At 67.5% G+C, this 19,609-nt stretch carries 19 protein-coding genes; 17 read left to right on the top strand and 2 right to left on the bottom strand.

Annotation, left to right across the window (positions count from 1 at the left end):
* Positions 1 to 8 precede the first annotated feature (8 nt).
* Positions 9 to 431: a metallopeptidase family protein gene (locus tag AC5Y2L_RS09165; RefSeq protein WP_499933455.1), complete on the bottom strand. Its 423-nt coding sequence runs from the start codon at positions 429 to 431 to the stop codon at positions 9 to 11.
* 160 nt (positions 432 to 591) lie between these two features.
* Between AC5Y2L_RS09165 and AC5Y2L_RS09170 the strand changes: the two genes are divergently transcribed.
* From AC5Y2L_RS09170 to manA, 4 genes are all read left to right on the top strand, one after another.
* Positions 592 to 1,050, top strand: coding sequence for a DUF3499 domain-containing protein (locus AC5Y2L_RS09170; RefSeq protein WP_499933454.1), 459 nt, complete (start codon positions 592 to 594; stop codon positions 1,048 to 1,050).
* 137 nt (positions 1,051 to 1,187) lie between these two features.
* Positions 1,188 to 2,585 (top strand): phosphomannomutase/phosphoglucomutase, encoded by a 1,398-nt coding sequence (locus AC5Y2L_RS09175; protein WP_499933453.1) that lies wholly within the window; start codon positions 1,188 to 1,190, stop codon positions 2,583 to 2,585.
* A complete protein-coding gene (locus AC5Y2L_RS09180) occupies positions 2,582 to 3,664 on the top strand; it encodes a TobH protein (protein ID WP_499933451.1) in 1,083 nt (360 codons plus the stop codon). Before AC5Y2L_RS09175 ends, AC5Y2L_RS09180 begins: the two co-directional genes overlap by 4 nt.
* Positions 3,665 to 3,672: 8 nt before the next feature.
* Complete coding sequence (gene manA, locus AC5Y2L_RS09185; RefSeq protein WP_499933450.1) at positions 3,673 to 4,899, top strand: mannose-6-phosphate isomerase, class I; 1,227 nt, start codon at positions 3,673 to 3,675, stop codon at positions 4,897 to 4,899.
* Positions 4,900 to 4,908: 9 nt separating this feature from the next.
* Here the strand turns inward: manA and AC5Y2L_RS09190 are convergent, their stop codons facing one another.
* Positions 4,909 to 6,312, bottom strand: coding sequence for an FAD-dependent oxidoreductase (locus tag AC5Y2L_RS09190; RefSeq protein ID WP_499933891.1), 1,404 nt, complete (start codon positions 6,310 to 6,312; stop codon positions 4,909 to 4,911).
* Between the two features lie 78 nt (positions 6,313 to 6,390).
* On the opposite strand from AC5Y2L_RS09190, the gene AC5Y2L_RS09195 reads away from it, so the two are divergent.
* The 13 genes from AC5Y2L_RS09195 to hpf all read left to right on the top strand — a co-directional run bounded on the left by AC5Y2L_RS09195 (position 6,391) and on the right by hpf (position 19,459).
* Positions 6,391 to 7,902: an amino acid permease gene (locus tag AC5Y2L_RS09195; RefSeq protein WP_499933449.1), complete on the top strand. Its 1,512-nt coding sequence runs from the start codon at positions 6,391 to 6,393 to the stop codon at positions 7,900 to 7,902.
* Between the two features lie 209 nt (positions 7,903 to 8,111).
* The gene (locus AC5Y2L_RS09200; protein ID WP_499933447.1) at positions 8,112 to 9,365 is read left to right on the top strand and encodes an alkane 1-monooxygenase; all 1,254 of its coding nucleotides are present in this window, start codon (positions 8,112 to 8,114) and stop codon (positions 9,363 to 9,365) included.
* Complete coding sequence (locus AC5Y2L_RS09205) at positions 9,365 to 9,526, top strand: rubredoxin (protein WP_499933890.1); 162 nt, start codon at positions 9,365 to 9,367, stop codon at positions 9,524 to 9,526. Before AC5Y2L_RS09200 ends, AC5Y2L_RS09205 begins: the two co-directional genes overlap by 1 nt.
* 14 nt (positions 9,527 to 9,540) lie before the next feature.
* Positions 9,541 to 9,723, top strand: a complete 183-nt coding sequence (locus AC5Y2L_RS09210; protein ID WP_499933446.1) for a rubredoxin — start codon at positions 9,541 to 9,543, stop codon at positions 9,721 to 9,723.
* 41 nt (positions 9,724 to 9,764) lie between these two features.
* Positions 9,765 to 10,370, top strand: a complete 606-nt coding sequence (gene alkX / locus AC5Y2L_RS09215; protein WP_499933445.1) for a TetR family transcriptional regulator AlkX — start codon at positions 9,765 to 9,767, stop codon at positions 10,368 to 10,370.
* A 92-nt stretch (positions 10,371 to 10,462) separates the two neighbouring features.
* The gene (gene ahcY / locus AC5Y2L_RS09220) at positions 10,463 to 11,941 is read left to right on the top strand and encodes an adenosylhomocysteinase (protein ID WP_499933443.1); all 1,479 of its coding nucleotides are present in this window, start codon (positions 10,463 to 10,465) and stop codon (positions 11,939 to 11,941) included.
* 12 nt (positions 11,942 to 11,953) lie between these two features.
* Positions 11,954 to 12,595, top strand: coding sequence for a dTMP kinase (locus tag AC5Y2L_RS09225; RefSeq protein ID WP_499933441.1), 642 nt, complete (start codon positions 11,954 to 11,956; stop codon positions 12,593 to 12,595).
* A 93-nt stretch (positions 12,596 to 12,688) separates the two neighbouring features.
* Positions 12,689 to 13,375, top strand: a complete 687-nt coding sequence (gene mtrA, locus AC5Y2L_RS09230) for a two-component system response regulator MtrA (RefSeq protein ID WP_067237492.1) — start codon at positions 12,689 to 12,691, stop codon at positions 13,373 to 13,375.
* Between the two features lie 52 nt (positions 13,376 to 13,427).
* Complete coding sequence (gene mtrB, locus AC5Y2L_RS09235; RefSeq protein ID WP_499933439.1) at positions 13,428 to 15,116, top strand: MtrAB system histidine kinase MtrB; 1,689 nt, start codon at positions 13,428 to 13,430, stop codon at positions 15,114 to 15,116.
* Positions 15,116 to 16,894 carry an MtrAB system accessory lipoprotein LpqB gene (gene lpqB / locus AC5Y2L_RS09240; RefSeq protein ID WP_499933437.1) on the top strand — a complete coding sequence of 593 codons (1,779 nt, stop codon included), beginning with the start codon at positions 15,116 to 15,118 and terminating at the stop codon, positions 16,892 to 16,894. The genes mtrB and lpqB overlap by 1 nt, the downstream gene beginning before the upstream one ends.
* Positions 16,895 to 16,949: 55 nt before the next feature.
* Positions 16,950 to 17,789, top strand: a complete 840-nt coding sequence (locus AC5Y2L_RS09245) for a hypothetical protein (protein ID WP_499933435.1) — start codon at positions 16,950 to 16,952, stop codon at positions 17,787 to 17,789.
* Positions 17,790 to 17,821: 32 nt separating this feature from the next.
* The gene (locus tag AC5Y2L_RS09250; protein ID WP_499933433.1) at positions 17,822 to 18,454 is read left to right on the top strand and encodes a ComF family protein; all 633 of its coding nucleotides are present in this window, start codon (positions 17,822 to 17,824) and stop codon (positions 18,452 to 18,454) included.
* Positions 18,455 to 18,748: 294 nt separating this feature from the next.
* On the top strand, positions 18,749 to 19,459 hold the full coding sequence (gene hpf, locus AC5Y2L_RS09255; protein ID WP_499933431.1) for a ribosome hibernation-promoting factor, HPF/YfiA family: 711 nt from the start codon (positions 18,749 to 18,751) through the stop codon (positions 19,457 to 19,459).
* Positions 19,460 to 19,609 lie beyond the last annotated feature (150 nt).

Raw genomic sequence — 19,609 nt, forward strand, 5'->3', positions numbered from 1 at the left:
CAGCCCGGTCAGTCGTCGTCGATCGTCGGGTCGATGACCGAGGGCTCGACGTCCAGATAGACGGCGACTTGAGCCACCAGGATTTCATGTAACAGCTCGGCGAGTTCGATGGTGTCCTTCGCCCGTCGCTCGATCGGCTTGCGAAACAAGACAATTCGCGCCCTAGTGGCGTTGCCCCGGACATCGACGCCGGCGGGGATCAATCGGGCGAGCGCGATCGGCCCGTCGGCGATGACCTCCGGCGGCCACTGCACGCTCTCCGGGTCCTTCGCCGCGATGCGCGGAATCTCGTCGACAGCGACGTCAAGCTCGGACACGCGATCGCGCCAGCGCTGCTCGATGGGCTCGTAGGCTTCCAGCACCGCCATGTCGAACCGCTCGGCCCGGCTGCGCCAGCCCGGCACGGTCGGTGGTAGCAGCGGTCCGCGCATATCGCGACCCCGTCGGGAACTTCGCTGCGCAGCCGATCGGCCGCTCCGCGGGTAGCTGCGCGAATCGCCCACGCGCCGATGGTAACGGTTGCACATCCCGCCTCGACCGGTTGCGCGTGTCCGGCGCTGCCCGGCGTTTCCGCACGATAGCCTTTCGGTCGTGAACGTTCCCCGTCGCTGTTGCCGGCCCGGGTGTCCGCACTATGCAGTGGCGACGTTGACGTTCGTCTACTCGGACTCCACCGCGGTGGTAGGTCCGCTCGCCGCCGTGCGGGAGCCGCATTCGTGGGATTTGTGCGTCGGCCATGCCAGCCGTATCACCGCACCGCGCGGTTGGGAACTGGTCCGCCACGCCGGACCCTTGCCCACCCTGCCCACCCACCCCGACGAGGACGATTTGGTGGCACTGGCGGATGCCGTGCGCGAAGGCAGATCCGGCGGTGGCGCGCAGTCCGGATTCGACGGGGCCCGTGCCCCGCTGAATGGCTTTCCGGACCCGTCACTACAGCATGCGGGTGCCCAGGCGACCGCACCCAGCAGCGGTTTGTTGGCGCCCCCGGAGCATCGCTCCGGGCGCCGCCGCGGACATCTCCGGGTTCTGCCCGACCCCGCCGACTGACGTCGCAATCTCACCCCGACGCGGTAGCCCGATGGTGGCGACCCGATTCGCCCGGCTACGCCGCGCTTGCGATCGCCACCGGCCCGATAGGCTGGCGGCCAGAGGCGCAATCAGTCCAAGTTCTCAGGAGCCACCGCATGTCTCGGACCGCCGCGGCTGTCCACCGTGTCATCAAGGCTTACGACGTGCGCGGTCTGGTCGGTGAGGAGATCGACGAGTCGCTGGCCGGCGAGCTGGGCGAGGCATTCGCCAGACTGATGCGTGCCGAGGATGCGCGGCAGGTGGTGATCGGCCACGACATGCGGGACAGCTCACCGTCGCTGGCCGCAGCATTCGCGGCCGGGGTGACCCGTCAGGGCCTCGACGTGGTGCGAATCGGGCTGGCGTCCACCGACCAGCTGTACTTCGCCTCGGGCCGGCTGGATTGCCCCGGTGCGATGTTCACCGCCAGCCACAACCCCGCGGCGTACAACGGCATCAAGTTGTGCCGCGCGGGCGCCAAACCGGTCGGCGCCGATACCGGTCTGGCCGTGATCCGCGACGAGATCATCGCCGGCGTCCCCGGGTATGACGGAGTACCCGGCACCAGCTCAGACCGCGATGTGCTGGCCGATTACGGCGCATTCCTGCGTTCGCTGGTGGACACGTCCGGACTGCGACCGTTGCGGGTGGCCGTGGACGCCGGCAACGGCATGGCGGGCCACACCACCCCGGCCGTGCTCGGCGCGATCGACTCGATCACCTTGTTGCCGCTGTACTTCGAGCTCGACGGGTCGTTTCCGAACCACGAAGCCAACCCGCTCGACCCGGCGAACCTGGTGGACCTGCAGGCCTACGTCCGCGACACCGGAGCCGACATCGGGCTGGCCTTCGACGGCGACGCCGACCGCTGCTTCGTGGTCGACGAACGCGGCGAGCCGGTGTCACCCTCGACGGTGACCAGCCTGGTCGCCGCTCGTGAGCTCACCCGGGAGATCGGCGCCACCATCATCCACAACGTGATCACCTCGCGCGCGGTAGCCGAACTGGTCACCGAGCGGGGCGGCACACCGCTGCGCTCACGCGTCGGCCACTCCTATATAAAGGCGCTCATGGCCGACACCGGCGCGATATTCGGCGGTGAGCACTCGGCGCACTACTACTTCCGCGACTTCTGGGGTGCCGACTCGGGGATGCTGGCCGCACTGAATGTGCTGGCCGCCCTCGGCGAACAGCACCGGCCACTGTCGGAGCTGGCCGCCGACTACCAACGGTATGAATCGTCTGGCGAGATCAACTTCACCGTCACCGACGCCCCGCGGTGTGTGGACGCCGTGCTCAAGTCATTGAGCACCCGGATTCATTCCATCGACCACCTCGACGGGGTGACGGTGGACCTGGGCGACGGCAGCTGGTTCAACCTGCGCAGCTCCAACACCGAGCCGTTGCTGCGGCTGAATGTGGAGGGTCGCACCACCGAGGACGTCGACGCGGTCGTCGCACACGTCAGGGCCCAAATCGCCGCCCACGCGGCGCCCGAAGGGGCCTTGCCGTGAACACCACCAGCGCAATCGATCTCGAAGATTCCGCCGGCCTGCTTGCCGCCGACCGGCAAGGCCTGCTGCGGGCGGCGTCGTCGTCCGGCGCTCAGGTGCGTGCGGTGGCCGCAGCCCGCGACGAAGGTGCGCTGGAATCGCTGGGAATCGACGATCGGCCCCGGACGGTGATCTGGGTGGCCGGTCGCGGTACCGCCGAGACGGCCGGCGCCATGCTGGCCGCGACGATGGGTGGTACCGCGGCCGCCCCCATCGTGATCGCCACGGAGGCGCCGCCCTGGATCGGTCCGCTTGACGTGCTGGTCGTCGCGGGCGACGACGCCGGCGACCCGGCCCTGATCGGCGCCGCCGCGACCGGTGTCCGCCGGGGCGCGCGGGTGGTGGTGGCCACGCCGTATGAGGGCCCGCTGCGGGATACCACGGCGGGGCGCGTCGCCGAACTGTCACCACGGCTGTGGGTTTCCGACGAGTTCGGGCTGTGCCGGTACCTGGCCGTCGGTCTGGCCACCTTGCAGGCCGTGGATCCCAGGCTCACCGTGGACCTGGCGCTGCTGGCCGACGAGCTGGACGCCGAGGCGCTGCACAACAGCGCCGGGCGCGAGCTGTTCACCAACCCGGCCAAGACGCTCGCCGCCCGCATGTCCGGCCGGCGGGTGGCGCTGGCCGGCGACTGTGCCGCCACGCTGGCGCTGGCCCGGCACGCCAGTTCGGTGTTGTTGCGCATCGCTGATCAGGTCGTTGCCGCCGCCGGGCTGGCCGAAGCCGCGGCGGCACTGAGCATCGGAGCGGCCGACAGATTCAAGGATCCCGCCGATGCCCTCTTCCATGACGAAGAGATCGATGGTCCGCTGCCGCAGCGGCTGAGGGTGCTGGCGCTGACCTTGGCCGCCGAGCGGACGGTCGTGGCCGCCCGCGTCGCCGGTCTGCACGACGTCGACCTCATTGCGGCCGATGACGTACCGGATCTGCCGGACGCCCCCGGCACGTTGCCCGCGCCCACTCGTCCCGAGCAGCAACTGGCTATATTGGCCGTTCGGCTGGAGATGGCCGCCGTTTATCTGCGACTGGCGCGGGGATAGATACCAAAGTGGAACTGCTACGCGGAGCGTTACGGACATACGCGTGGGGATCGCGCACCGATATCGCCGAGTTCACCGGGCGTCCCGTTCCCGCTGCTCACCCCGAGGCGGAGCTCTGGTTCGGTGCCCACCCGGGCGATCCGGCGTGGCTGGAGACGGCGGACGGCGAGGTGTCGCTGCTGCAGGCGCTGACCGCCGATCCGGAAGGTCAGCTGGGCAGCGCGTCGCGGGCCCGGTTCGGCGATGTGCTGCCGTTCTTGGTGAAGGTGCTGGCGGCCGACGAGCCGCTGTCGCTGCAGGCTCATCCCAGTGCCGAGCAAGCCGTCGAGGGTTACCTGCGCGAGGAGCGGTTGGGCATTCCGGTGACCGCGCCCACCCGTAACTACCGCGATACCAGCCACAAGCCGGAGTTGTTGGTGGCGCTGCAGCCGTTCGAGGCGCTGGCGGGATTTCGGCAGGCCTCGCGTACCACCGACTTGCTGCGAGCGCTCGCCGTTTCCGACCTCGACCCCTACATCGAACTGCTGAACGACCAGTCCGACGCCGACGGTCTGCGCGCGCTGTTCACCACCTGGATCACCGCACCGCAACCCGACATCGACGTGCTGGTGCCCGCCGTCCTCGATGGGGCCATCCACTACATCAGCTCTGGCGCAACGGAATTCGAGCCAGAGGTCAAGACCGTGCTGGAGCTCGGCGAACGCTATCCCGGTGACGCCGGCGTGCTGGCGGCGTTGCTGCTCAACCGCATCGACTTGGCTCCCGGAGAAGCGATCTTCTTGTCGGCCGGCAATTTGCATACCTATCTGCGTGGCTTCGCATTGGAAGTAATGGCCAACTCCGACAACGTATTACGCGGCGGCCTCACCCCCAAGCACGTCGATGTGCCGGAACTGTTGCGGGTGCTCGACTTCACGCCGACCGCCGAGGCCGAGCTGCGCCCGCCGATCCACCGCGACGGGCTCTCGCTGGTCTACGACACCCCGACCGACGAGTTCGCGGTTTCGCTGCTGGTGCTCGAGGGTGAGCATCTTGGTCATGAAGTCGACGCGTCCTCGCGTCATGAGGGCCCTCAAATCCTGTTGTGCACTGAGGGTTTCGCGACGGTGTACGGCAAATCCGGGTCGCTCGACCTCGGCCGGGGCATGGCCGCCTGGGTGGCTGCCGACGACGGGCCCATCCGCCTGCTCGCACGTGAGCCCGCCAAGCTGTTCAGGGCGACCGTAGGGCTGTAGCGGCTAGACCTAATGGTGGCGACCCGCTTCGCCCGGCTGCGCCGCGCTCGCGATCGCCACGGCGCGCGCTTCCCGGCGTTCGCGGAGCCACAACCGCATGTTGTGCCGCATGGCACGACCGATGATGCGTGGCGGCGGAATCATGTACAGACTGTCCAGCAGCGAGAACCGGCGCAAAAACCATTCGGCGAGAACGGGTTCCGTCTCGGCGGCGCCGAGAAACTGGTCGAACAGGGCACCGGACGGACGCCACCACCACGGCACCCTCCCGACCTCGGCATGGTGGAAGGTGATGTCGCCGATGGCGTTCATCATCCAGACCGGATAGGTCGTCTTGGCCGTGGCGCGGTTGAGTTCGGCGGCCAGCCGTTCGTCGGGGAATGCCAGCGCCCGTCGCAGATGGCCACCCTGCAGTGACGTCATCGTCATCCCTTGGCCGAACGTGGGGTTGAAGCTGGCCACCGCGTCACCGAATGGGACGATCCCGACCGGGAAGCGCTCCAGTTTGTCGTAGCGGCGCCACTTGCTGGCGGGAAACGCGTGAAACGCCGGTTCTCCCAACGGTTCTGCGTGGGCCAGTGCTGCGCTGAAGCGCGGCGGCAGCAGCTGGTCGGCCAGCGCGAGCATTCCCGGGAAGGTCTTCGGCGGTTTCGCGTGGGCCACGCCGAAGGTGGTCAGCACCCAGGTGCCGTCCTCGTAATACAGCATGCCCAGCCCCAGCGATTCGTCGTGTGAGGCGCCGGCCACCACCACCTTCTCCCGGATCAGGCCGTCGGGAATGCGGAACTGGTGCGTGGCATAGCTGATGCCGATGTCCACCGTCTCCTCGGCAGGGCGCTGGTATCCCCACTGCGTCAGCCACACCGGCAGCCGGGTGCCCCGTCCGGCGGCGTCCGCCACCAGGTCGGCGGGGACGAACTCCGCGACACCGTCGCTGTCGGGATCCAGCGACACGCCGGTCACTCGTCCGCGGGCCGCGTCGAACCTCGGCTCCAAGACGTGACGCTGGATGATTTCGACGTTCTCGATGTCGAGGACCCGCCGCCGCAGCTGCCATTCCAGGTGCGGACGGCTGGGCACGTAGGCGGTGAACTCCTTGCGCAGGGTGTGGCCGGTGCCCAGCACATGGCCCGCGGCGCCGAGATAGATGCAATCCGGCCGATTCTCCAGCATCGGCACGCCCGCGGACACCATGTCGGCCAGCAACCCGGGAAACAGATTCTCGAACTCCATTGCGCCGCGGGCCATCAGCATGTGCAGGTGCCGGTCCTGGGGTACCGCGGCGCGGTTCGCCGCCGAGCTTGGCAGGTCGTCGCGCTCGAAAACCGTCACCCTGGCATAGCGGTCCGAGAGCACCCGTGCCGCGCACAACCCTGCGATGCTGCCCCCGATGACGACCGCGTGGTCCCGCACGATTTCCCCTTGATCGCGCACCAACGCGAGGTTACTCGGTACTGTGCCGTCACAAGCAGTAATGAAAGGACACCCCTGATGGCCGGTCGCTGGCGCACGAAGTCGGTAGAACAGTCAATCGCTGACACCGACGAGCCGGGCACCCGGCTACGCAAGGACCTCACCTGGTGGGACCTGGTGGTGTTCGGGGTCGCGGTGGTGATCGGCGCCGGGATCTTCACCGTCACCGCTTCCACCACCGGAGACATCACCGGCCCGGCCATCTGGATCTCGTTCGTGATCGCGGCGATCACATGTGCGCTGGCGGCGCTGTGTTACGCCGAATTCGCCTCGACGCTGCCGGTGGCAGGCAGCGCGTACACCTTCTCCTACGCGACCTTCGGTGAGTTTCTCGCCTGGATCATCGGCTGGAACCTGTTGCTGGAGTTGGCGATCGGCGCGGCCGTGGTATCCAAGGGCTGGTCGAGCTATCTGGGTACGGTGTTCGGATTCGCCGGTGGGACGGCGACGATCGGATCGGTGAGCGTGGACTGGGGGGCGCTGCTGATCGTCGGGATAGTGGCGACGCTGATTGCCCTGGGCACCAAGTTGTCGTCGCGGTTCTCCGCGGTGGTCACCGGTATCAAGGTGGGCGTCGTGCTGTTGGTCATCGTCGTCGGCGCCTTCTACATCAAGACCGCGAACTACTCGCCGTTCATCCCCAAACCGGAGCCCGGAGCAAACGCCCGAGGTGTCGACCAGTCCGTGCTGTCGCTGCTGACCGGGGCGCACGGCAGCCACTACGGCTGGTACGGCGTGCTGGCCGGGGCCTCGATCGTGTTCTTCGCGTTCATCGGTTTCGACATCGTGGCCACCATGGCCGAGGAGACCAAGCATCCTCAGCGCGACGTCCCGAAGGGAATCCTGGCATCGCTGGCGATCGTGACCGTGCTCTACGTCGCGGTCTCCGTCGTGCTGTCTGGGATGGTTTCCTACACCCAGCTGAAGACCGTCCCGGGCGGTGGTCACGCGAATCTCTCCACGGCCTTCACTGCCAATGGGGTGCACTGGGCCAGCAAGATCATCGCCATCGGCGCGTTGGCCGGGCTGACCACCGTGGTCATGGTGCTGATGCTCGGCCAGTGCCGGGTGCTGTTCGCCATGGCCCGCGACGGCCTGTTGCCGCGTCCCTTGGCCAAAACCGGTTCGCACGGCACTCCGGTGCGGATCACCGTGCTGGTCGCCGTGGTGGTGGCCCTGACGGCATCGGTGTTTCCGATCAACAAGCTCGAGGAGATGGTCAACGTCGGAACGCTGTTCGCGTTCGTGCTCGTCTCCGCCGGCGTCGTCGTGCTGCGCAGGACCCGCCCCGACCTGCCGCGCGGCTTCCGGGCACCGTTGGTTCCGGCACTTCCGATCGCCTCGATCGTCGCGTGTGTCTGGCTGATGGTGAACCTGACCGCGCTGACCTGGGTTCGGTTCGCGATCTGGCTGGTGGTCGGCACGCTGATCTACCTCGGCTATGGCATGCGGCACTCGGTGCAAGGCAAGCGGCAGACCGAAGAGGCCAACCAGGAACCCGACCCGGATACCAATCCAGCCGCCGCCTAAGGGTCGCCAACGTCGCACTGACTCTGCGGCTATGCAGACAAAGTGCGAGTGGAGCGCGCCGTAGCCGCAGAATCAACGCCGTCAGCTCACACTCAACGGTCAGCGCGCTCGTAATGCTTTACAAAAATGCCATCTGTGTCTAGACAAGAGACGCGAACCTCGGTATTGTCCAAACTCGACGTGGTGTGACTCACAAGGAGGTTTGGCATATGACCACACACATCAGCCCGCAAGCGAAAGCGCTTGACTTACCCGAAGTGCCCGCAACCGAGTGGCGTGACAAGAAGCGCTACTTGTGGCTCATGGGGCTCATCGCCCCGACGGCACTGTTCGTGATGCTGCCGATCATCTGGGGACTGAACCAGCTCGGCTGGCACACCGCCGCCCAGGTTCCGCTGTGGATCGGGCCGATCCTGCTGTACGTCTTGTTGCCGATACTCGACGTGTTCTTCGGTCCTGACGGGCAGAACCCGCCCGACGAGGTGATGGAGCGGCTGGAGAACGACAAGTACTACCGGTACTGCACCTACGTTTACATTCCATTCCAGTACCTGAGCGTGGTGCTGGGCGCCTACCTGTTCACCGCATCCGACCTGAGCTGGCTCGGGTTCGAGGGCGGCCTGGGCTGGCTGGGCAAGATCGGCCTGGCGCTATCGGTCGGTGTGCTCGGCGGCGTCGGCATCAACACCGCCCACGAGATGGGGCACAAGAAGGACTCACTGGAGCGTTGGCTGTCCAAAATCACCCTGGCCCAGACCGCCTACGGTCACTTCTACATCGAGCACAACCGCGGCCACCACGTGCGCGTCTCCACCCCCGAAGACCCGGCATCGGCCCGCTTCGGCGAGACGTTCTGGGAGTTCTTGCCGCGCAGCGTGTTCGGCAGCCTGCGGTCGGCGGTCCACCTTGAGGCCCAGCGGATTCGCCGGCTCGGCAAGAACCCGTGGAACCCCACGACCTATGCCTCCAACGATGTGCTCAACGCGTGGGCGATGTCGGTGGTGCTCTTCGGCGCGCTGATCGCGGTGTTCGGCCCGGCGCTCATTCCGTTCATCATCATCCAGGCCGTCATGGGTTTCAGCCTGCTGGAGGCGGTCAACTACCTCGAGCACTACGGGCTGCTGCGGCAGAAGAACGCCAACGGCCGCTACGAGCGTTGCGCGCCGGTGCACAGCTGGAACTCCGACCACATCGTCACCAACCTGTTCCTGTACCACCTGCAGCGGCACAGCGACCACCACGCCAACCCGACCCGGCGCTACCAGACACTGCGCAGCATGGAAGGCTCGCCCAACCTGCCGAGCGGGTATGCGTCGATGATCTCGCTGACCTACTTCCCGCCGCTGTGGCGCAAGGTGATGGACCACCGGGTGCTGGCGCACTACGACGGCGACATCACCCGGGTGAACCTGCAACCGCGGCTGCGGGACAAGCTGCTGGCCCGCTACGGTGCTGCAGCATGATGGCCGCCTACAAGTGCCCCGTCTGCGACTACGTCTACGACGAGTCCAAAGGCGATGCCAGGGAAGGCTTTCCGGCCGGGACGCCGTGGGAGAAGATTCCCGACGAGTGGTGCTGCCCGGACTGCGCGGTCCGCGAGAAGCCCGATTTCGAACCCGTCTGAAGAGGAGCAAACCGATGAACGACTACAAGCTGTACCAATGTGTGCAATGCGGCTTCGAGTACGACGAGGAGCTGGGCTGGCCAGAAGACGGCATCGCGCCCGGCACCCGCTGGGATGACATCCCCGACGACTGGAGCTGCCCGGACTGCGGAGCGGCCAAGTCGGACTTCGTGATGGTCGAGGTGGCGCGCCCGTGATCAGCACCGGCACCGAGTCCAAGACCGCTAGTGTCGCGGCTGTGAAGCGTATTACCTACGCCGAGGCGTCGCGGGCGCTGTTGCGGGACTCGGTGCTGGATGCGATGCGGGACCTACTGCTGACTCGGGACTGGTCTGCCATCACGCTGACGGACGTGGCGCGCGCGGCGGGCATCAGCCGCCAGACCATCTACAACGAGTTCGGCTCGCGGCAGGGCCTGGCGCAGGGTTACGCCCTGCGCCTGGCCGACCGCTTGGTCGACACCGTCAAAAGCGGCCTAGAGGCCAACGTCGGCAACATCTACCAATCGTTCCTGGAGGGGTTTCGCGCCTTCTTCACCGAGATGGCGGCGGACCCGTTGGTCGTCTCCCTGCTGACCGGCGTCGCCAAGCCCGACCTGCTGCAGCTGATCACCACCGACAGCGGGCCCATCATCACCCGATCGTCGGCCCGGCTGGCCACGGCCTTCACTCAGACCTGGCTGACCACCAGCGACGAGGACGCCAACATGCTGGCGCGCACACTCGTGCGGCTGTGCCTGAGCTACGTCTCGATGCCGCCGGAGTCCGACCACGACGTCGCCGCCGACCTGGCCCGGCTGATGACGCCGTTCGCGGAGCGCCACGGGGTCATCAACGTCCCGTGACCGGCGCGTGCGGGCGCCACGACTAGAGTGGCTGACGCTAACGAACTCCGGCCCCGAGCCCGCAAACGCCCCAAAGAAGGACGAACACCGTAATGACGACGACCGAAAACGCGCTGACCCCCGACGTTCTCAACGGGATCGACTTCAAGATCGCCGACCTGTCGCTGGCAGATTTCGGCCGCAAGGAACTCGACCTGGCCGAATACGAGATGCCCGGTCTGATGTCGCTGCGCCGGGAATACGCCGAGGTGCAGCCGCTGAAGGGGGCCCGGATTTCGGGGTCGCTGCACATGACCGTGCAGACCGCGGTGCTGATCGAAACCCTTACGGCGCTGGGCGCCGAGGTGCGCTGGGCATCCTGCAACATCTTCTCCACTCAGGATCACGCGGCGGCCGCCGTCGTGGTCGGCCCGCATGGCACCCCCGAGGAGCCCAAAGGGGTCCCGGTGTTCGCCTGGAAGGGCGAGACGCTCGAGGAGTACTGGTGGTGCGCCGAGCAGATGCTGACCTGGCCGGACCCCGACAAGCCGGCCAACATGATCCTGGACGACGGCGGCGACGCCACCATGATGGTGCTGCGCGGCATGCAGTACGAGACGGCCGGCGTGGTGCCGCCCGCCGAGGAAGACGACCCGGCGGAGTGGAAGGTCTTCCTGAACGTGCTGCGCCAGCGCTTCGAGTCCGACAAGACCAAGTGGACCAAGATCGCCGAGTCGGTCAAGGGCGTCACCGAGGAAACCACCACCGGGGTGCTGCGGCTGTACCAGTTCGCCGCGGCCGGTGACCTGGCGTTCCCGGCGATCAACGTCAACGACTCGGTGACCAAGTCGAAGTTCGACAACAAATACGGCACTCGGCACTCCCTGATCGACGGCATCAATCGCGGCACCGACGCGCTGATCGGCGGCAAGAACGTGTTGATCTGCGGCTACGGCGATGTGGGCAAGGGTTGTGCGGAGGCGGCCAAGGGCCAGGGGGCGCGGGTCAGCGTCACCGAGATCGACCCGATCAACGCGCTGCAGGCGTTGATGGAGGGCTTCCCGGTGGTGACCGTCGAGGAGGCCATCGGCGAGGCCGACATCGTGGTGACCGCGACCGGCAACAAAGACATCATCTCTTTGGAGCACATGCGGGCCATGAAGGACCACGCCATCCTGGGCAACATCGGCCACTTCGACAACGAGATCCAGATGGCCGCGCTGGAGCGGTCCGGGGCGACCAAGCTCAACATCAAGCCGCAGGTCGACCTGTGGACTTTTGGCGACACCGGCAAGTCGATCATCGTGCTCTCCGAGGGTCGACTGCTGAACCTGGGCAACGCCACCGGCCACCCGTCGTTCGTGATGAGCAACAGCTTCGCCAACCAGGTGATCGCCCAGATCGAGCTGTGGACCAAGAACGACGAATACGACAACGAGGTGTACCGGCTGCCCAAGCATCTGGACGAGAAGGTGGCCCGCATCCATGTCGAGGCGCTGGGTGGTCACCTCACCAAGCTGACCAAGGAGCAGGCCGAATACCTCGGCGTCGACGTCGAAGGTCCCTACAAGCCGGACCACTACCGCTACTGAGCTGCTCGCGCGGTGCTGATCGCGATCGAAGGCGTCGACGGCTCGGGCAAGCGGACGTTGACCGGAGGGCTGCGCACCGCATTCGAAGCCGACGGGAAATCCGTTGCCACGCTGGCCTTTCCGCGGTACGGGCAGTCGATTCCGGCCGACATCGCTGCGGAGGCGCTGCACGGCGAGCATGGCGACCTGGCCTCGTCGGCGTATGCGATGGCGATGCTGTTCGCGCTCGACCGCGCCGGCGCCGTCGGCCAGATCGAGCAGATGCGGCGCGATCACGACGTCGTGATCCTGGATCGCTATGTCGCCTCCAACGCCGCATACACCGCGGCGCGCCTGCACGAGGACGCGGCGGGAGAGTCGGTGGCCTGGATACACCGCATCGAATACCAGCGCTTCGGGGTGCCCACGCCCGACTGCCAGGTGCTGCTCGCGGTGTCTGCTGAGCTCGCCGGGCAGCGCGCCGTTAGCCGCGCCGCAACCGACCCCGCCCGGGTCCGGGACAGCTACGAGCGCGACGACGGGCTTCAGCAGCGCACCGGCGCGGTCTACCGGGGACTGGCCGCGGCGGGCTGGGGCGGACCGTGGTTGCTGGTCGACGCGGACGTCGACCCGGGCCGTCTGGCGACCACTTTGACCCGTGGCGGGCTGCTGTGAACCCGTCCGAAACCCGAATTCACCGATATTTGCCCTTATCGGCCACGAAACGCCCGTGTGGTTACCCCAGTTTTGTCCCGATCTGGTGACACCATGGACAGCATGAGGCAAAGGATTCTCGTCGTCGATGACGACGCTTCGCTGGCGGAGATGCTGACCATCGTGCTACGTGGGGAGGGCTTCGACACCGCGGTCGTCGGCGACGGCACTCAGGCCCTGACCGCGGTCCGTGAGCTGCGCCCCGATCTGGTGCTGCTGGACTTGATGCTGCCGGGCATGAACGGCATCGATGTCTGCCGGGTGTTGCGTGCCGACTCCGGCGTCCCGATTGTGATGCTGACCGCCAAGACCGACACCGTGGACGTGGTGCTGGGCCTGGAGTCGGGCGCCGACGACTACATCATGAAGCCGTTCAAGCCCAAGGAACTGGTCGCCCGGGTGCGCGCGCGGCTGCGCCGCAACGACGACGAGCCCGCCGAGATGCTGTCCATCGCCGACGTCGAGATCGACGTGCCGGCCCACAAGGTGACCCGCAACGGCGAGCAGATCTCGCTGACACCGCTCGAGTTCGACCTGTTGGTGGCATTGGCGCGCAAACCGCGCCAGGTGTTTACTCGTGATGTGCTGCTCGAACAGGTATGGGGCTACCGGCACCCGGCGGACACCCGCCTGGTGAACGTGCATGTCCAGCGTCTGCGCGCCAAGGTCGAGAAAGACCCGGAGAACCCGACCGTGGTTCTCACCGTTCGAGGAGTGGGATACAAGGCCGGACCTCCGTGACCTGCCCTGCCGTCGACGCAGGGTGTCGCCATGCTGAGGAGGGACGGCACCGGTGACGTGGGGCTCGCGACGGCGCACACGCAGTCGTTGGGGGCGCTCGGGTCCCATGACCCGCGGGATGAGTGCGCTGAGCCGGGCCGTGAGCGTTGCCTGGCGACGGTCCCTGCAGCTGCGAGTCGTTGCGCTCACCCTGGGGCTGTCGCTGGCGGTCATCTTGGCGCTGGGCTTCGTGCTGACCAGCCAGCTCACCAACCGCGTGCTCGACGTCAAGGTCAAAGCCGCCATCGAGCAGATCGAGCGGGCCCGCAGCACGGTCAGCGGCATCGTCAACGGCGAGGAGACCCGCTCACTGGACAGCAGCCTGCAGCTGGCCCGTAACACCCTGACCTCGAAAACCGACCCGGGTTCGGCCGTCGGCCTGGCCGGCGCGTTCGACGCGGTGCTGATGGTGCCCGGCGACGGCCCGCGCGCGGCGACCACCGCCGGCCCCGTCGAGCAGGTGCCCGGCTCGCTGCGCGGCTTCGTCAAGGCCGGGCAGGCGGCCTACCAGTACGCCACCGTGCATACCGAGGGCTACAGCGGGCCGGCGCTGATCATCGGCACCCCGACGTCGTCGCGGGTGGCCAACCTGGAGCTCTACCTGATCTTTCCGCTCAAGAACGAGCAGGCCACGGTCGCGCTGGTGCGCGGCACGATGCTCACCGGGGGTGCGGTGCTGCTGGTGCTTTTTGCCGGCATCGCGATCCTGGTCTCCCGCCAGGTGGTGGTGCCGGTGCGCTCGGCGTCGCGAATCGCCGAGCGGTTCGCCGAAGGGCATCTGTCCGAACGGATGCCGGTGCGCGGCGAGGACGATATGGCGCGGCTGGCGGTGTCGTTCAACGACATGGCCGAGAGCCTGTCGCGGCAGATCGCCCAGCTGGAGGAGTTCGGCAACCTGCAGCGGCGCTTCACCTCCGACGTCAGCCACGAGCTGCGCACCCCGCTGACCACTGTGCGGATGGCCGCCGACTTGATCTACGACCACAGCTCCGACCTCGATCCCACGCTGCGGCGTTCCACCGAGCTGATGGTCAACGAGCTGGACCGGTTCGAGACCCTGCTCAACGATCTGCTGGAAATATCCCGCCACGACGCCGGCGTGGCCGAGTTGTCCGTCGAGGCGGTGGATCTGCGCACCACCGTCAACAGCGCGCTGGGCAACGTCGGTCACCTGGCCGAGGATGCCGGCATCACGCTGCGAGTGGACCTGCCGGCAGAAGAGGTGATCGCCGAGGTCGACGCCCGCCGCGTGGAACGCATCCTGCGCAATCTGATCGCCAACGCCATCGACCACGCCGAGCACCAGCCGGTGGACATCCGGATGGCCGCCGACGAAGACACGGTCGCGGTCACCGTCCGCGACTACGGCGTCGGCCTGCGGCCCGGCGAGGAGAAGCTGGTGTTCAGCCGGTTCTGGCGATCCGACCCGTCGCGGGTGCGGCGCTCCGGCGGCACCGGGCTGGGCCTGGCGATCAGCATCGAAGACGCCCGGCTGCACCAGGGCCGGCTGGAGGCGTGGGGCGAACCCGGTCAGGGCGCCTGCTTCCGGTTGACGCTGCCGCTGGTGCGCGGTCACAAGGTCACCACCAGCCCGCTGCCCATGAAACCGATCCCCCAGCCGTCGCCGCCCACGCCACCGCCGCCGACTGCCGGGGCGCCGCGTAAAGAGCGCCAGCGTGAGCATGCCGAACGGAGCGGGTGATGCGGCGGTTGACGACCATGCTTCGGCTGATTTGGGGGCTGGTCTGCGCGGCGGGTCTGCTCGCCGGTTGCGCGGGAGTACCCACCTCGTCGGCCCCGCAAGCCATCGGCACCATCGAGCGGCCGGCGCCGTCGAACCTGCCCAAGCCCACCCCGGGCATGGACCCCGACGTGCTGCTGCGCGAATTCCTCAAGGCCACCGCCGATCCCGCCAACCGGCACTTGGCGGCTCGGCAGTTCCTCACCCAGTCCGCGTCCAACGCCTGGGACGACGCCGGTAGCGCATTGCTGATCGACCATGTCGTGTTCGTCGAAACCCGTGCGGCCGAACGTGTTTCGGCGAACATGCGGGCCGACATCCTGGGCTCGCTGTCGGACGTCGGCGTCTTCGAGACCGCGGAGGGGGTGCTGCCCGACCCGGGTCCGATCGAGTTGGTCAAGACGTCGGGCGGCTGGCGAATCGACCGGCTGCCGAACGGGGTCTTCCTGGACTGGCAACAGTTCCAGGCCACCTACAAACGCAACACCCTGTACTTCGCCGATCCCACCGGTAAGACCGTGGTGCCCGACCCGCGCTACGTCGCCGTCTCCGACCATGACCAGCTCGCCACCGAGCTGGTCTCCAAGCTGTTGGCGGGGCCGCGGCCGGAGATGGCGCACGCCGTGCGCAACCTGCTCGCCCCTCCGCTGCGCCTGCGGGGACCGGTGACCAGGGCCGACGGCGGCAAGAACGGCATCGGCAGCGGCTATGGCGGGGCGCGCATCGATCTGGAGAAGCTGACCACCACCGATCCGCACAGCAGGCAATTGCTTGCCGCACAGATCATCTGGACGCTGGCCAGGGCCGACATCCGCGGGCCGTACGTGATCAACGCCGACGGAGCACCGTTGGACGACAGGTTCGCCGAAGGTTGGAACACGTCCGACGTCGCCGCCACCGACCCAGGCGTGGCCGACGGCGCCGGCGCGGGATTGCACGCGCTGGTGAACGGATCCCTGGTCGGGCTGGACGCACAGCGCATCACGCCGCTGCCCGGGGCCTTCGGACGGATGGGCGACCAGACCGGCGCCGCGCTGTCGCGTAACGGGCGCCAGGTGGCGTCCGTGGTGACGCTGCGACGCGGCGCCCCCGACATGGCGGCCTCGCTGTGGATCGGGGATCTCGGTGGCGAGGCGGTCCAGTCCGCGGACGGACACAGCCTGTCGCGGCCCAGCTGGGCGCTGGACGACGCGGTGTGGGTGGTCGTCGACTCCAGCAATGTGCTGAGGGCGATCCCCGAGCCCGCCTCGGGTCAGCCCGCGCGCATACCGGTCGATTCCGCCGCGGTGGCCAGCCGCTTCCCGGGGCCGATCACCGACCTGCAACTGTCCCGTGACGGAACCCGCGCCGCGATGGTGATCGGCGGGCAGGTGATCCTGGCGGGCGTCGAGCAGACCCAGGCGGGGCAGTTCGCGTTGACCTACCCGCGGCGGCTGGGCTTTGGGTTGGGCACCTCGGTGGTGTCGCTGTATTGGCGGACCGGCGACGACATCGTGGTGACCCGCAACGATGCCACGCACCCGGTGTCGTATGTGAACCTCGACGGGGTGAACTCCGATGCGCCGGCCCGCGGCTTGGCGATTCCGCTTTTCTCGATCGCGGCCAACCCGTCGACGGTCTACGTCGGGGCCCCACAAGGCGTGCTGCAGTATTCGGCGTCGGTTGCCGAAAGCCAGCAGGGCTGGCTGGAGGTGCCCGGCCTGATGATTCCCGGCGCGGCGCCGGTATTGCCTGGCTGAGCCACTGCCAGCAGGCGACCAAGCGATTACCCTCTCAGCAGAGGAGGCGCTTCCGATGTCGCCCAGAGTTCCCCGCCTGCGTTGGGAGGATCCCTTCGGCGCGCTGGAGATGCTGGGCTCGTTGTGGTCGTCAAGCGGCCTGCCCGGACTGCCGTCGGTCACCGCGGGAGCCGCCCAGGCCGCCGCCATGCCGTACCGGACCTTGTTCATCACGCTGCAGCAATTGCTCGTCGGCAAGGAAGTGACGGTGCGAATCGGGGACCAGGATGTGGTGCTGACCGTCACCGAGTTGAATTCCGCACTGGAGCCACAGGGCTTGGCGGTCGGCCAGCTCGGCGACGTGCGGCTGGCGGCGCGCGACGTCAGGTGGGACCGCAACCACCTGAGGACCGCCGATGCGGTCCTGCACAATCTGCACATCCGTCCGGGCATGCCGCCGTTGGTGGTGGCCGCCCCTGCGGAGCTGACGACGGCGGTGTCGTCGCGCATTTTCGACGACGTGCTGCGCCGGGCGGCGCCGAGGCTGCGCGGTGAGCTCCGCGAGGACGGGAATGCCCGGCTGCGCTGGGCCCGTCGGCCCGGCTGGGGCGGTCTGGACGTCGACGTCGACGTGGTGGGCAAGACGTTGTGGCTGCGTCCACGCGCGTTGGTGACGGGGCAGCGGCGTTGGATGCTGCCGGTCCGGATGCCGGCCTACCGGGTGTCCCTGCCCGAGCTGCCGCACGGGCTGCTGTTGACCGGTGTCAGCGTCGGGGTGGATTCCCTGCAGCTGTCGGGCCTGCTTCCGGAGTGGCGGATGGAGCTGCCGCTGAAGTACCTCGAAGACCTCATCAGCCGCTTGAGTCAGGGAGTTTTCAGCTTCGCCTGGCCGTCGCTGTTCAACAGCTCCGACTGACTTTTGTCACCCCTGGCCACGACACTGTGCGTGTGCTTGACCTGATCCTGCCGCTGGAATGCGGCGGCTGCGGGGCACCGTCCACCCGTTGGTGTACCGCCTGCGCGGCAGAGCTCGTCGTCAAAGCCGACCAACCGCACGTGGTCAGCCCCCGGATCGATCCGCAGGTGCCGGTGTTTGCGCTCGGGCGCTATGCGGGCGCGCGGCGCCAGGCGATCTTGGCGCTGAAGGAGCACGGACGCGTCGACCTGCTCACACCGCTGGCCTGCACACTGGCCGTCGGTATCCACCGGCTGCTGTCGTGGGGCATCGTTGACACACCCCTGACCGTGGTGCCCGCGCCGACGCGGCGCTCGGCGGCTCGCCGGCGCGGGGGGGACCCGGTCGCCCGGGCGGCTGCGGCTGCCGTCGCCGGGCATCCAGACATCGCGGTCGTCGGGGCACTGCGGATGAAGGCGATGGCGCACGACTCGGTTGGCCTCGGCACGGCCGACCGCGAGCGCAACATCGCCGGCCGGGTGCGGTTGCGGCGCCGACCGCCGCGCACCGAAGTGATCGTCGTCGACGACGTCGTCACCACCGGCGCGACGGCTCGCGAATCCGTCCGGGTGCTGCGCGGGGCCGATGTCCACGTGACTGCCGTGCTGACCCTCGCCTCGGCTTGAGCCGCATGGTGTGAAGAACTCGCAACAGCTCCACCAAATTGGTGGCACGTCGGGGCAAACACGAGCTAACGTCGAGAACAACGTTCTTGGCTTACCGGAAGACCTATGGTCGAGATTTCCCAGGGTGAAATCCCACCGCGGGAAGGGGGTGAGTATTCGACACCTTGCGCCGGCGGGCAGCCTTGCGGCAGAAGACCAGACAAATTCTGCGAAACCGCTCCAACCTCGTCGGCGCGTTGAGAAATGCCGGCACGCAGGGCGCGTGTGACGCAAAAGAGAAACGAGTTGTCACGTATGTCAAGGCTTACCGCGGATTCCAGTCGGGCCCTGGACCAACCACCAGCCGACACCGACGAACAGGCCGAACCGACGCCGCACGCCGAAGTCGTCGTCAAGGGCCGCAACGTCGAGATCCCCGATCACTACCGCATTTACGTCTCGCAGAAACTCGCTCGCTTGGAACGGTTCGACCGGACCATCTACCTGTTCGACGTCGAACTCGATCACGAACGCAACCGCCGTCAACGCAAATCCTGTCAGCACGTGGAGATCACCGCCCGTGGCCGTGGCCCGGTCGTGCGGGGGGAGGCGTGCGCCGACAGCTTCTATGCCGCATTCGAGGCCGCGGTCGCCAAACTGGAGAACCGGCTGCGCCGAGTCAAGGATCGGCGCAAAGTCCACTATGGCGACAAGACCCCGGTTTCACTGGCCGCTGCCACCGCGGTGGTGCCTGCGACCGACCAGGCCCGCAAAGCACCCAAAAAGCGAGCCGCCGAGCCGCCGCAACACGACGGTGAAGAGGTAAAAGCCGGCATCGATCATGAGCCCGGCCGCATCGTCCGGGTCAAGGAACACCCGGCCAAGCCCATGTCGGTGGACGACGCGCTCTACGAGATGGAGCTCGTCGGGCACGACTTCTTCTTGTTCTATGACAAGGAAACCGAACGACCTTCGGTGGTCTACCGTCGGCACGCTTACGATTACGGCCTGATCAGGCTCGCCTGACTCGTCGAGCGGCCGAGTCCGGCTGCGTCCGGCCGTTCCGCGCTTGCGATCGCCGTGCGGCGGTCGAAACCGGCTCGTCACCTACGATGGGAGTCGCCTGATCGAAGAAGACTCCTACCACTAGGGGACCATCCCGAAGAGGGGACAACA

The sequence above is a fragment of the Mycobacterium sp. NGS66 genome (assembly GCF_059812225.1).